The organism is Pleurocapsa minor HA4230-MV1 (assembly GCA_019359095.1).
GTDB classification, from domain to species: domain Bacteria; phylum Cyanobacteriota; class Cyanobacteriia; order Cyanobacteriales; family Xenococcaceae; genus Waterburya; species Waterburya minor.
Map to the genome: position 1 here is coordinate 1 of JAHHHZ010000026.1, position 13,088 is coordinate 13,088.

12 protein-coding genes and 1 tRNA gene are annotated in these 13,088 nt (G+C 38.9%); 1 reads left to right on the forward strand and 12 read right to left on the reverse strand.

All coding sequences use genetic code 11. The features are described from left to right. Nucleotides 1–158: 158 nt before the first annotated feature. From KME09_17900 to KME09_17915, 4 genes are all read right to left on the reverse strand, one after another. Nucleotides 159–1,067 (reverse strand): glycerol acyltransferase, encoded by a 909-nt coding sequence (locus KME09_17900; protein MBW4535815.1) that lies wholly within the window; start codon nucleotides 1,065–1,067, stop codon nucleotides 159–161. A gap of 135 nt (nucleotides 1,068–1,202) precedes the next feature. After that, nucleotides 1,203–1,415, reverse strand: coding sequence for a type II toxin-antitoxin system YoeB family toxin (locus KME09_17905; protein ID MBW4535816.1), 213 nt, complete (start codon nucleotides 1,413–1,415; stop codon nucleotides 1,203–1,205). 49 nt (nucleotides 1,416–1,464) lie between these two features. Continuing rightward, on the reverse strand, nucleotides 1,465–1,719 hold the full coding sequence (locus KME09_17910) for a type II toxin-antitoxin system Phd/YefM family antitoxin (GenBank protein ID MBW4535817.1): 255 nt from the start codon (nucleotides 1,717–1,719) through the stop codon (nucleotides 1,465–1,467). A gap of 785 nt (nucleotides 1,720–2,504) precedes the next feature. Next, nucleotides 2,505–2,870, reverse strand: a complete 366-nt coding sequence (locus KME09_17915) for a hypothetical protein (protein ID MBW4535818.1) — start codon at nucleotides 2,868–2,870, stop codon at nucleotides 2,505–2,507. 227 nt (nucleotides 2,871–3,097) lie between these two features. On the opposite strand from KME09_17915, the gene KME09_17920 reads away from it, so the two are divergent. Further along, the gene (locus KME09_17920) at nucleotides 3,098–4,156 is read left to right on the forward strand and encodes a radical SAM protein (protein MBW4535819.1); all 1,059 of its coding nucleotides are present in this window, start codon (nucleotides 3,098–3,100) and stop codon (nucleotides 4,154–4,156) included. Between the two features lie 142 nt (nucleotides 4,157–4,298). Here KME09_17920 and KME09_17925 read toward each other — a convergent pair. The 8 genes from KME09_17925 to metG form a co-directional block, all read right to left on the reverse strand. Then, nucleotides 4,299–4,370, reverse strand: a tRNA-Cys gene (locus KME09_17925). A gap of 67 nt (nucleotides 4,371–4,437) precedes the next feature. Continuing rightward, the gene (locus tag KME09_17930) at nucleotides 4,438–4,863 is read right to left on the reverse strand and encodes an anti-sigma regulatory factor (protein MBW4535820.1); all 426 of its coding nucleotides are present in this window, start codon (nucleotides 4,861–4,863) and stop codon (nucleotides 4,438–4,440) included. A gap of 362 nt (nucleotides 4,864–5,225) precedes the next feature. Continuing rightward, a complete protein-coding gene (gene rlmD, locus KME09_17935) occupies nucleotides 5,226–6,587 on the reverse strand; it encodes a 23S rRNA (uracil(1939)-C(5))-methyltransferase RlmD (protein ID MBW4535821.1) in 1,362 nt (453 codons plus the stop codon). A gap of 191 nt (nucleotides 6,588–6,778) precedes the next feature. After that, a complete protein-coding gene (locus KME09_17940; protein MBW4535822.1) occupies nucleotides 6,779–8,104 on the reverse strand; it encodes a cytochrome P450 in 1,326 nt (441 codons plus the stop codon). Between the two features lie 11 nt (nucleotides 8,105–8,115). Further along, nucleotides 8,116–8,886 carry an SDR family oxidoreductase gene (locus tag KME09_17945; GenBank protein MBW4535823.1) on the reverse strand — a complete coding sequence of 257 codons (771 nt, stop codon included), beginning with the start codon at nucleotides 8,884–8,886 and terminating at the stop codon, nucleotides 8,116–8,118. 155 nt (nucleotides 8,887–9,041) lie between these two features. Next, nucleotides 9,042–10,160, reverse strand: a complete 1,119-nt coding sequence (lptC, locus tag KME09_17950; GenBank protein ID MBW4535824.1) for an LPS export ABC transporter periplasmic protein LptC — start codon at nucleotides 10,158–10,160, stop codon at nucleotides 9,042–9,044. Nucleotides 10,161–10,507: 347 nt separating this feature from the next. Then, nucleotides 10,508–11,101: an NYN domain-containing protein gene (locus KME09_17955; GenBank protein ID MBW4535825.1), complete on the reverse strand. Its 594-nt coding sequence runs from the start codon at nucleotides 11,099–11,101 to the stop codon at nucleotides 10,508–10,510. A gap of 301 nt (nucleotides 11,102–11,402) precedes the next feature. Beyond that, nucleotides 11,403–12,995 (reverse strand): methionine--tRNA ligase, encoded by a 1,593-nt coding sequence (gene metG, locus KME09_17960; protein MBW4535826.1) that lies wholly within the window; start codon nucleotides 12,993–12,995, stop codon nucleotides 11,403–11,405. Between the last annotated feature and the right edge of the window lie 93 nt (nucleotides 12,996–13,088).

The window sequence follows — 13,088 nt, forward strand, 5'->3', positions numbered from 1 at the left end:
CAACAGAGGTTCAAAGATTTCCCATTCTTGGTCGCTAAGACTGCTGGAATATGCCATGATGATTCGATTGAACTGTCTTTCTTACTTTAATCCATCTTGATAAAAGATCTCAAATGGGTTCTATAGACTGTAAGCTATTTTTGAATGCGATCGCATTTTTATTTCTCTTGAACTAATCGATCTAGTTCCTGTTGCATCTGTTGACAGACTCGATCATAGCATTGCTCGACATATTGGCGATCGCGTGCTGCTTCTTGCCCATATCGCTCAAACAGAATTGGTGGACAAACTCTAGTGTGGATCGGAACAGGCAGGGGAATATTGGGTAAAGGGCCAACTCCAATACCCCAAGGCAAACCCAGATAAATAGGAAATACTCCAGGGTCAAAACCTGCTAACCAGGGCATTCCCCACTTATGTAGTTGCTGTAATTGGGGGTAAATATCTGCCAACACAATTAAAGTTGAATGCGCTCCATGAGAAATAAAGGGAATAATTGGCGCTTCTTCCTGCAAAGCTAATTTGATAAATCCTTTGTGACCATGAAAATAAATCTTATTGCGCAAAGAGTGGGGTCGAAACACATCTTTAGATCCCCCTGGATAGATTAAAACAGCCGCATCTCGACGTAAAGCAGCCCTGGCTACATCTGGATGGGTTTGAATAGCACCTACTTGTGCCGCTAAACGAGCTACTCCTGGCAAAGCTTGCCAAACTTTAGGTTCCATTAAGGCATAGGCTAAGCGGTCTGTCCCAAACTGTCGAAACCAGTCATAGGTCATCATCATTGTATCAGGGGCAGCCAATCCGCCATTGTGAGAACCAATCAACAGCATTTTGCCAGTTTTGGGGATATGCTCCCAGCCATCAGTTTGCACTCGAAAATAATTGTGATACACCCAGCCAACAAACGGCATCAGCTGTTCAACGATCTGAGGGTTACGATCATCTAACGACCAACCAGTTAGAGTATTAACGTTTGCTACGGATGCTTTAAGAAATAATTCTGCAAGAACTTTCGCTGATTCAATCGTCGAAACTGGATCTTGAGGCTGTCGATAATTCATTAATTGACTGAAAGCTGAACATATCTATTTTACTTTGATGTTTGATGGCAGTATCGCGATCGCTAATTCATTATCGTCTTTAAAAACAAAAAGCGATCGCATTTTCTAAATTTATGCTACTTATATTTTTCTCCCTTATTCTCCGTAATGAGTTCTAGCCCTAATAATTAAAACAATCTTGTCTTTTTCGTAAATCTCATACAAAACTCGATCTTGGCGATTCAATCTATAAGAATTTAAACCTTTTAACTTGCCCTTCAAGGCTTTTCCACAATGAGGATTAACAGCAATAACTTGTTCTAAAATTTGCTTGAGCTTGGTTTTTTGTTGCTTTTTTAATTCTGCAATATCTTTCTGAGCTTTTTTGCTAAATCAAACTTGGTACTTAGGAGTGTCTTCAACCAAATATATCCTCCATGGTTAAAGTTTCTTGCTGTTGATATTCTTTTCTTGCTTGCGATACATCTGTCAATATGTCAGGGATTTGAAGTAATTCAGCAGTTTCAATCAAGGCTTCTAATTCTTCTCGATCAATTAGTACAAAGTTTTGATTGTCTTTGACGATTGTTACTCCTTCGGCTTCAATCTTGGCTCGTTGAATAATTTCATTAAAGTTTTTACGGGCATAGTCTGCTGTAACGTGATATGACATGGGAGTTTTTTGTTTCTTGCTTATTTAATTATATGCTGTCTCCAAAAGCACATCTTTTTCATCTATAGACGGTAAGCTGGTTTTGAATGCGATCGCCTTTTCTATATTTAGCAATTTTTGGTTAAAAGCTGAAAATTAGCCGATCTTCTGGAATTTATAGATCTGGCGATCGCACTTTGAGATGGCGAATACAATTACAATTTCTCTAGAAAAGGTTGCAAATATGAGCAATTAATTAAGCAATAGAAAAACAAATATGGATGCCACTTATTCAGCTAATCCATATTTGTAAAATTTTATTGGTTTTACTGTTGTTATTAACCGCCGATATTGTTTTTATAGAATTATTTTTTAGCCTCCTGTTGGTCTAAGTATTGAAGGAGAACTTCGTTTATTAACACCTCCTGAATTTTACACCGATTCTATTATTTACCGTTATCTTATCGCTGGTTGGCAGAACTTTTTAGGTAGCAAAATTCCTAACGGGAAGTTACCAGAAGGCGTTAGAGTTGAAGCTGATAAAGTTTACTATATTTTTCCTAGAAATCAATCACAGCTTATAGAAGCTCTTTTTTCTAGTCTGGAAAATGAGTCAGCATTGATAACTAGCCTAAAACAGGGAGAATTAATGATTGAAACTTCAGTTGCTTTGAATTGGAATGATTTTGATCTGCAAAAACTGTTTCAGCTTTTTAATCAAAAATCGGCTTAAAAATAAAGAAAGTTGTTGTATGGCGATCGCTTTTTTATTCTGATGGCTGGGATGCGATCGCAAATCTATCTAATTAAAAGGAGACACTGGCTATTTCACTAGATACAGCAAAGTATTCTTTGGTAAAGTCAATTGCTGCTTGCTCATTAAAACCCTTGCAGGTATACATCACAATTGAAAAAAACTTAGCACTACTCCAAAAGTAGGCAGAGATACCTGAGTCAATTAAGGGAATAAATGCATCGTACCCTGCGTTTTCCTCTTTACCCATGCCCGAAGCAGGCGCAAAGATAATAGGCTTACCATATGTCCTCAGTTCTAAATGCTGGGCAACAGTAAGAAGATATTTCTCTAAGCTCTCCTCGCTGATATCTATGGTATAAAAACCTTCAAGTAGTAATCTCTGTCGAAAAATGTCTGGTGCTAGATTCTCGATCATTTTTTTGCATATTACTGTTTACTAAGAACGTTACCTTTGGAAATCTATCATTTCTAAGTTGTACATCATTTTTGATAGTTGCACATAGTTGCAGTGCGATCGCCAATCTAATTAATTATTGTTAACCAAGATAAAATCTTCAGATCTCTATCTTTAGTCGGTACGAATTGGTTAATGTTCTGTCTAACTTTTAATTGTAGGTCTTTTCTCTTAAACCGATTATTATCATGCTCTCCAGCTCTGTTACGCCTCAAGTTCAAGCCAGATCGCAAAAGCTGTGGCTACCAAAACAAGTACTTGTAACTCCTGCTGCTTACGCTGAAGATTGGGGACAACAAATTATTGAGCGAGTTAAATCTTTTGGTATTCCTGTCACCAAATTATCGCAAAATCGACTTACGGGGTTGCGAGGTAAAGATGAAAGAGAAACCTATGCGATCGCTAAAAATACTCTGGCTATAGTTAATGCGCCACTAAGTCAGCTTCAATTAACGCCGATCCCTCCTTCGGCTGACTGGCAATTTCATTTGGCACAGGGTTGTCCTGCACACTGTCAATATTGTTATTTGGCGGGTAGTCTATCTGGTGTTCCTGTCGTTAAAGTTTATGGTAATCTACCGCAAATTTTGGCTAATTTGAGCAATTATGAACAAGAAGGGCAAGATACCACCTATGAGGTGAGTTGCTATACCGATCCTTTAGGAATTGAGCATTTAACAGGTAGCTTGGCGGAGTGTATTCGCTATTTTGGCACAAGAGAAACGGCATATTTGCGTTGGGTAAGTAAGTTCGATCATGTCGAGCAACTTCTAGATTTACCCCACAATGGACATACTCGCTGTCGTGTTAGCGTTAATGCCGATCCTGTCAGTCACAGCATGGAAGGGGGAACAGCTACTGTGATTCAAAGATTACAGGCATTACGTAAACTAGCTGCACATGGTTATCCTGTTGGGATTGTAATTGCACCAATTATGGCGATCGCCGATTGGCAACAACACTATGCTAATTTGTTTCAATTGATTACCCAAACCTTGGATCTTGATTGCGATCTTACCTTTGAATTAATTACCCATCGTTTTACACCTAAATCAAAAGAGGTGTTAGAGACATGGTATCCCAAGAGTAAATTGGATCTTGAGCCAGAAAATCGCAGTCAAAAGCGCAATAAGTTCGGTGGCGTTAAATATGTCTACCACAAAGATACAATGGCAGAATTGCAAGAATTTATCGAAGCTCAAATAGACACTAACTTTCCTCAAGCCAAAATTCTCTATTGGACTTGAAATTAATGTTAACTATGCTAATTTATAGCCATCGAACGATAGATTAAGACATATCCTAGTCTCTTTGCGCCTTTGCGCCTTTGCGCGAGATGAAATTTTTATTGTCCTAACCTTTACTTCGATCACTATAAAACATTGTCCAAGGCGACACCCAGATTCGAACTGGGGGATAATGGATTTGCAATCCACGGCCTTACCACTTGGCTATGTCGCCGCGCATAACGCTTAACTAGTATATCAAACTTTATTCACTATTAACCTTAGTAAATAAGAAGATCAGATCAACAAATCGCTGGCTGTCTTTCTTTACTGCTGACTACTGCTTTGGAGAGAGTTAGCTGAGTACCATCCCGATTCCAATGAACATCGTCAAATATCTCATGCAAAATTGAATAACCTCTGCCATTTTCGGCTTCATCCATAGGAAGCATCTGAGCTTGATCGATTTTGTTATCGATTTTGTTAAGGCACTTACACCCTTCGGTAAAACCATTTCCTTGATCGACAATAATCCAAGAATATTCGCTACTGGTGGCAGAAAATCTGACGATAATAGTTTTGTTGGGGTCAAGCTTATTGCCATGTTTGGCTGCATTAACTAACGCTTCTTGTAGCCCTAATCTTACTTCTGCCTGCCATGCTGGAGGTACGTTTACTAAAAGTAAATCGAGAACAGGACAGAGATAGAGTGTTGACGTGAAGCTCATGGTACTCCACTTGCTTCTATTCCAAGGAATAGGAATGGCAATCACTTAATATATACCTCTATTAAACTCTAGGATTTGTGCTGTGTTAAAGGTCAAATTATGCTGTATTGATTACAATAAATCGAAGTTATTTAACCTATATTTTTAGTCAAAAACTAACTATTTATTGCTGCTGGTAGCAGATTATTCATAGCTATAATTGATTGGCTATAACAATCTTGTCTGAGCAATAATATGAACTAATTTAATAACTGATTCAACATCTAAAACCATAGTGTTTCTTTTTAGATTAGAAAAAACGCTTTTGTTTCACACCTACATTATACTAAACTTTCTCACAAAATAAGGTTTTGACTAGTTAATTACAGCTTGTTCAAGATGGCGCAGCATTCAACGTGAGTTGTTTGCGGAAAAAAATCGGCGGGTTGAATTTGGCTGAGTTGATATGTTCCTGATGCGCACAGCAGCTGAACATCTCGTGCTAAAGTCGCTGGTTTACAGCTAACATAGACAATGCGCTCAGGCTTGAGCTTGAGGATTGTCTCTAAAACTTGGGGATCGCAACCTTTACGGGGAGGATCTAGCAACAAAATATCAGGTTGAAATTCGATTTGTTGGAGACAGTCTTTTACTTTACCCGTCCAGAAAATTGCATTATTAATTTGATTTAACGCAGCGTTACTTTGTGCTTGTCTAACAGAATTATGGTTTAGTTCGATGCCAACAACTTGCTGTACTCTCTGTGCTAAAGGCAAACTAAATGTCCCAACACCACAATAGGCATCAATAATGTTTTCGCTTCCCGTAAGCTTTAATTGCTGAATAATTGTCTGAAGTAGTAATTCTGCTGCACTAGTATTAACCTGAAAAAAGGTATCCGCAGCAATATGTAGTTCAACTCCAGCAAAGATTTCTCTGAGATAAGGCTTACCAAGAATCGTCTGAGTTGTTTTACCTAAAATTGCGTTAGTGCGATCGCGATTGAGATTTAAACATACTCCCACTAGTCCAGGGTATTTATCCAACCATAGCTGTGCTTGTTCTTCGATACCAGCCAAATTGCGATCGGTACTAATTAGGGTAAGCAGCATTTCACCCGTATTTTGACCAATTCTTAAGGATAAATGACGTAATTTACCTTGATGATTGGTTTCGTTATAAATTGACCAGCCTCTCTCTTGGATATCTTGCTTTACTTCCCGTAATAAAGGATGCAAACGTTCATCCTGTACGGGACACTGATTGAGATTAATCAATTTATGGCTACCCTGACGATAATAGCCAGCCTGTACTTGTCCTGTACTCGATCGCCCTAAAGGATAGGTACATTTGTTACGGTAATTAAGCGCATGATCGGCATGTAAGATCGGCTGTATTTCCACATCAGCAAAGCCTCCAATACGTTGAAAAGCCTGTATTACTTGCTGTTGTTTAGCTTCGCGTTGATAATCTATCTCGATGTGCTGCCACTGACAGCCACCACATTTATCCGCCACAATACAGCCAGGACGAATACGGTGAGGAGAAGAGTTTAATAATTTTTCCAGCTTCCCCTTAGCAAATTTAGCTTTAGACTGAACTATTTTGGCAGTTAGGCGATCGCCTGTGACCGTATTCGGCACAAACACAACTGTTCCCTCATGTCTACCGACTCCATCCCCATCAGTATTGAGATCGGTGATTTCTAGTTCGACTACTTGACCCTGCTGTAATTTTTGACTCATGAATAAATTGTTGCAGAAAAATGGTCATTGATTACTGATTACTAATTATTTGCGAAGCTTATCCTTTAGGACTAATTACTAATACTGATTAGGTGGGCATAAAGAATATTGAAAACACACAAGTATAATTTGCTCGTTTGCCCACCCTACTATCTCTTTAGGGAATCTTTTAGGACTCACTGCTCATTGAATTAACGGCGACTAAATTTAACTTTTAAACCATCACGGGGATGGGGAGTTGGTAGGGTAACTAAATCTAAATTTTGATCGGGGATTAATTCCCATTGATAATTCTGCAACAGTTTTGAGGCAAATAGACGCATTTCCAGACGAGCAAACTCTTTGCCGATACATTCTCTTAAACCGCCACCAAAGGGAATATAGCCAAAGCTGGATTTATCGATTGAGTTATCCGCTGCAAAACGATCGGGGTTAAAGCGATCGCTTTCGGGATAAAGATCTTTGTCTTGATGAGTTTGCGCAATTTGGTATTGAATATTCCAGCCTTTAGGGATACGATAGCCAGCAAATTCAAAAGTGGCGATCGCCGATCGAAAAGCACTACCCACAGGGGGAATTAAACGCATGACTTCTTTGAGTACCTGTTCGAGATAGGTCATAGCTTGCAAGTCTGCTAAAGTGGGAGTCCCCGTGATATTTAAATCAGCTTGTTCTGCTCTAAGTTTGGCTAGAACATCAGGATGTTGCGCGGTTAAGAGACAAAAAGAGGCGATCGCACTGGTTAAAGTCTCGTGTCCTGCAAACAATAATAAGAGAATCTGATCTTTTAATTCTTCTAAGCTAAGACCGTTTCCTGCTTCATCTTTTGCTTGAATTAGTAACCCTAGAGCGTCTTCCCCAGGCTCATCTGCTTGTTGACGTTGGAGAATAATTTGTTCCAGACTTTTTAATAACTTTTTACGAGCTTTTAAAGCCTTCCCAAATTTAGTCCAGGGTAGAGAAATCGGCAGCGTAAATAACCCAGCACACCAATCCTCAAAATAATGACCTATGGCAGTTTGAGAACCGACCTCAGTGCTGACAAATAAATTACTGGCAATGTCAAAAGTATAGTCACGTAATTCTGGATACCAGGTAAGCGTACCTATCTCTGACCACTTGTTTAGATAGGCATCAGTTATCTGTGTCATCGTCGGTATATAACTTGCCAAAGCTCTTGGTTGAAATGCCTGATACAAAAGCTTACGGCGTGAGGTATGAAAACTGCCGTTATTAACTGACAAAGATTTTTTACCCAACAAAGTTCTCGTGCTTTTTGGCCAACTAGAAACAACATACTTATTCTCATTGCGAAACAAAAAAGTATTAGCTTCTGAACCAATCATGACGATTGTAGGACTACCAAAGATATTAGTTTTATAAACCTTGCCGTATTTAGCTATTCTCTTATTGTTAAAGTCAGGATCGTTAAAAAAGGCAATTGTTTCGCCGATAAGAAGTAATCCTCCACTACCAGGAGGTTCAGGCAAAGAGTGAAGGCGATCGCTTGTAGTCATGTTTATTATTACTAGAATTTAGCCGCAGTGGTTTGAGCAAATAAGGCAGCAAAATCTTGAGTGATAGATTCAGCATCAGCTTCAGGATAAGACATTAAATCAAAAGCTTTATTAATCGCCGATGGTTCTTTCAATGCTTGCACTACCATTTCTGCCACATCTGCTCGTGGAATTGAGGTGGGAATATCATCAGGTGGATTAACCAACAATTCGTCATTGTCGCCAACTATGAGCTGTCTAACTCCCCCAGGCTGATCTAGCAAACCTGCTGCGCGAATAATCGTATAGTTTATTCCTGAATTCACTAAATATTCTTCCGCCTTACGCTTCCAAATCAGGATCTTGCCATTACCCATCATGTTCAAAGGATGATTTTCATTCGTTCCACCCATCGAACCAACTAAAACAATCTGCTCAACGCCAGCAGCGATCGCCATATCGATCTGATTTTTTTGTCCCTGATAATCGACTAATTCTGGTGTCCCATCAGGTGGATAGGAAAACTGAGGACGCTCTCCTGGTTGTGGTGGCGCGACCATTTTTGGTGATGCACTGGTCAAAATTACTAACGCCTGACAGCCTTTCAACGCTTCTGTCAAACTTTGGGGATCTTTAATATCACCAAAATAAAAGTTTTCAGTTGAACCAAATAATTCTTGCGCTTTTTCTGGCGATCGCGCAAATCCTTTAACCTTAAAGTTCCGATCTTGTTTAAGTTTTTGATAGACTATTGAGCCTGTTTTCCCCGTTGCGCCAGTAACTAGTACCTGTTTGATAGACATTAATTATTAAGTAATGCTAGTGGTGATAACTAATAATTAACTTAACAGATTGCTGGAACATGGTTAAACACGGCAAGTTTTAAAAATTACTTGTTACTTACAGCGAATTTCAGTTACCCATTACCCATTACCCATTACCCATTACCCATTACCCATTAATTATCAATCACTGAAGTGACTGGTTGTTGACCATTACTAGTGACTACGATCTTACTATTTCCTAAAGTGCCACTCGCTTTTTCTCCCGTCAAACGAGCTTTAGGATCTACTTGTTCATAGACGACGCTTCCCATTGCTTCTAATTCTTCAGTATCAATTTTCCAGTTCATTTGCCGCGCATATAATTCTGATGCTTCTACCTGATTAATACCTTTTACGCCGTCTGTTAATTTGGCTAGCTGTTGTGGAAGATTAATTTCACCTTTGTTACCTGTCAGGCTAATTTGGCGATCGCGGTCTATAATTTGAATTGGGCGATCGCTTTTACCGAGCCGATTTTGGTAATTCCAAATCAGAGAATCTGTAGCTATCTGTAGTTGAGGATTTGAGGTGACTAACTCGATATTTTTGGTTAAAATTGCCTGGTTTTCCGCCAGACGTAATTCAGCGCGATCGCTGACCAATCGATCGATGATAGTTTTATTTTGGTCATAGTGGACTAATTTTATTGCACCTGGACTGATAATTTGCTCTTGAGGGATCTTCCATTCCAGGCGATCGCTAGTTAACTGTAAAGGAGGCTGCTTACTAGTGGCAACTACATTATCCTGTATTTCTAGCTTTTCCAGATCGGTAAAATATTTTCCTGACTCGGCAAAAACCTCCAAATTAGCGTTATTTCCCGTCAATTTGGATTTAATCAGCAGTAAATTAGCTTGAGGTCTCCACTCCACTGCCTCACTAGTAATAACACTGCCATTACGCGGATCGCTAGCAACAACTTTTTTATTCAACAAAATTATATTGCCCCGCTCCTTAACTTCTCCAGACTCAGCGCTAATTTTTAAAATAACAGCACCATTCTGGAGTAAGTTACCAACTACTTTATTTAAAGTAGCAATTTCCTTGTCTTGACTATAAACAATCTTATCTGCTTTAATTTTCCAGACAGTATTAGATTTTCTGTTCGATTGCTCTAAGACAGCATTATTTAAAACTAACTGAGTATCAAGACGACTAACCTCTGAAGCGCGATCGACATCAGGACTTGATGACTGACAGCCAGTAATACTAAGCAGAACTATTAACAGCCAAACATTTGGCTGATTGGCGATTAATTTTAATTTAGGTCTGTTCAAGTGACAATTAACAGGAAAGATTGTTAAATCTACTCTATACTCTCAACCCAATAATTAACCATTTTGGTCTCAGAAACAGTCTTTTCTCGGCGTTGCTGATTAAGTAATGCTATACGAAGGATTACTGCTCGCAGCTATAAGCTATAAGCTATAAGCTATAGGCTTTTAATCAATTTTTACTTTTTGTACGGCTATACATCCACCAAAAAAGGCTCAAAGCTACAAGCTTTGAACCCTATGTTAATGATCGATTATCGATTAATTTATTTTCTATCTTGCTCAATTAAGAGGTATTTAAAATCAAACAACTAAATCAATATTATCTAATCATCTAAAATGCCAAAACCAGAAAAGCTATGGTAGGGATCGCTGTGCTTATTACTTTTCTGAATATCTCCTTTAATCTGATCTAAGTCTATATAGCGATCCGCTACATTAATCAGACTATCGCTAGTCATCGAACGTAAACTAACAACCTCTACTCTCGCTCCTCGATAGCTCACGGCATCTACAGCATAAGCCAGATCTCCATCTCCACTGACCAATACTGCTGTGTCATATGAAGCAACCAGCGCCATCATGTCTACAGCAATCTCCACGTCCAAATTAGCCTTTTTTGAGCCATCAGGTAGCTGCACCAGATCCTTGGCAATTACACGGTAGCCGTTGCGACGCATCCAGAGCAAAAATCCCTGTTGTTTCTCATTGGTGCGATCTACTCCAGTATAGAAAAATGACCTTAAAAGCCTCGATCCACCAGTCAGACGATACAGTAGTTTGCTGTAATCAATTTCAATCCCTAACTGTAGTGCTGCATAAAATAAATTAGAGCCGTCGATAAAAATTGCGACTCGCCCTCTGTTTTCTAAAATTTGTTCTGGTGTAAAAATAAGATCGCTGCCGAAATTGTCTAGCATTATGTTAAGCCTCGTTTTTATGAAAAAAGTATTCTATTGGGGTGGATTAGTCCCTTTTAAACCCAAGTTATTTATTAAAGGCGATGTGACGTTAACTACTAAAGAAGTCAAGGCTAGTGTTCTAGTCTAATTGACGACGAAGCTTTTAAAATTCTGACCGTCTAAGCTAATAGATCACCAGAGCGAGTTGGATGTTTATTGAGTATTTATACTTATCTTAATTAAAACATTGAGCGCCCTGATTTTTATGCCTTAGTTATATCAGTAAAAAAATATACTTAGTCTAATTACTCGCCATTATTTAATCTTCTGGCGGTAATTCTAGTTTTAAAAAAACAGGACTAGCTTGCCCCAAAGCTTTACCGATTGACAACTCACCCCATTTCGAGTGACTGGAAAATACGCCTTGCTTTACTCGATCTTGATTAAAATCCCAGTTAAAACCCAACTGCTGATATATTTTGCTGCTGGTACTAGGAATTACAGGGGATAGAAGATAAGCTGATAAGCGAATAGATTCTAAAACTGCATATAAAATTTGCTCAACTTCAGTCTGCTGCTCCTGTTTAAATAGTTTCCAAGGTGCGCTGTCGTCAATATATTTATTGACAGCTCGTACTAAAGATAAAACCGCTGTACAAGCTTGGCTAACTTGAAGATTTTCATAAGCTTGGCTTACGCGATCGCCTAAAGTCACACCAATACTTTTTAAAGGATGGTCTGAACTGAAGTCAGCACCAGATAATTGCGGTACAGTACTCTGACAATATTTTTTCAACATTCCCAAGGTACGGTTCAGCGAATTTCCTAGCACATCAGCTAAATCGTTGTTAAGCACATTAATAAAACGAGTTTCATTAAAATCACCGTCATTGCCCAATTCAATCTCCTTAAGAAAGTAATAGCGCACGGCATCTGCACCGTATCTATCTACTAACTCAATCGGATCGATGGTATTACCCAAAGTTTTGCCCATTTTAAGTCCGTCTTTGGTTAGAAAACCATGACCGAAAACTTTTTCTGGCAAAGGTAAACCAGCAGAAGCTAACATAGCAGGCCAGTAAACCGCATGGAATCTTAATATATCTTTACCAATTAGATGCAGATTAATCGGCCACCATTGAGCTAAGGCATTCTCCAAGGTGGGAGCTTGTTCTGGCTCTAACAAGGCTGTGATATAGCCTAAGAGAGCATCAAACCAGACATAAATTGTGTGTTTATCGTCTATAGGGACAGGTAAACCCCAATCTACATCAACACGAGAGATAGAAAAATCTTTTAAGCCTTGTTGAACAAAGTTAAGTACTTCATTGCGCCGACTAGGTGGTTGAATAAAGTCTGGCTGAGACTCATAAAGTTCTTCTAGCTGCTGCTGATATTTAGAGAGACGAAAGAAATAGTTTTCTTCATCACGCCATTCTGCTTGTTTATTAGTATGAATGGCACAATAATGGTTTTCAATTAACTCTCGCTCTTCCTTGAACTCTTCACAAGATACGCAATACCAGCCTTGCTGACGATCGAGATAAATGTCGTCTTGTTGCCAAACGCGATCGAAGAATTCATTTACGATCTGCTGGTGCTTTGGTGCAGTAGTACGGATAAAGCGATCGTATTTAATATCTAGCTTTGTCCACAAAGATTCAAAGCTTTCGACAATGCGATCGCAATGAACTTGGGGTTCTACATTTTCCTCAGCAGCAGTGCGTTGAATTTTCTGTCCGTGTTCATCTGTTCCTGTAATTAATAAGACTGATTTACCCTGTAAACGATGGAATCTAGCTAGGGCATCTGCCACCATGGTAGTGTAGGCACTGCCAATATGAGGGACTCCGTTAACGTAATAAAGGGGGGTAGTTAAAGAAAATTTATGGTTAATATCAGTATGATTCATTTGACTTAGCGAGAAATTGCTCTAACTAAAGGGATATAGTTTTGCTAGCCTTTTAGCTAAGGGCAATTTTCTATAGATTGATGGAGATTATCT

What these genes read in the sequence shown, in the direction of transcription:
- KME09_17915 (MBW4535818.1), bottom strand. Translation starts at nt 2,870, where the DNA reads ATGATCGAGAATCTAGCACCAGACATTTTTCGACAGAGATTACTACTT.
- KME09_17945 (MBW4535823.1), bottom strand. Translation starts at nt 8,886, where the DNA reads ATGTCTATCAAACAGGTACTAGTTACTGGCGCAACGGGGAAAACAGGC.
- metG (MBW4535826.1), bottom strand. Translation starts at nt 12,995, where the DNA reads ATGAATCATACTGATATTAACCATAAATTTTCTTTAACTACCCCCCTT.
- KME09_17920 (MBW4535819.1), top strand. Translation starts at nt 3,098, where the DNA reads ATGCTCTCCAGCTCTGTTACGCCTCAAGTTCAAGCCAGATCGCAAAAG.
- KME09_17910 (MBW4535817.1), bottom strand. Translation starts at nt 1,719, where the DNA reads ATGTCATATCACGTTACAGCAGACTATGCCCGTAAAAACTTTAATGAA.
- KME09_17930 (MBW4535820.1), bottom strand. Translation starts at nt 4,863, where the DNA reads ATGAGCTTCACGTCAACACTCTATCTCTGTCCTGTTCTCGATTTACTT.
- KME09_17900 (MBW4535815.1), bottom strand. Translation starts at nt 1,067, where the DNA reads ATGAATTATCGACAGCCTCAAGATCCAGTTTCGACGATTGAATCAGCG.
- KME09_17940 (MBW4535822.1), bottom strand. Translation starts at nt 8,104, where the DNA reads ATGACTACAAGCGATCGCCTTCACTCTTTGCCTGAACCTCCTGGTAGT.
- rlmD (MBW4535821.1), bottom strand. Translation starts at nt 6,587, where the DNA reads ATGAGTCAAAAATTACAGCAGGGTCAAGTAGTCGAACTAGAAATCACC.
- KME09_17955 (MBW4535825.1), bottom strand. Translation starts at nt 11,101, where the DNA reads ATGCTAGACAATTTCGGCAGCGATCTTATTTTTACACCAGAACAAATT.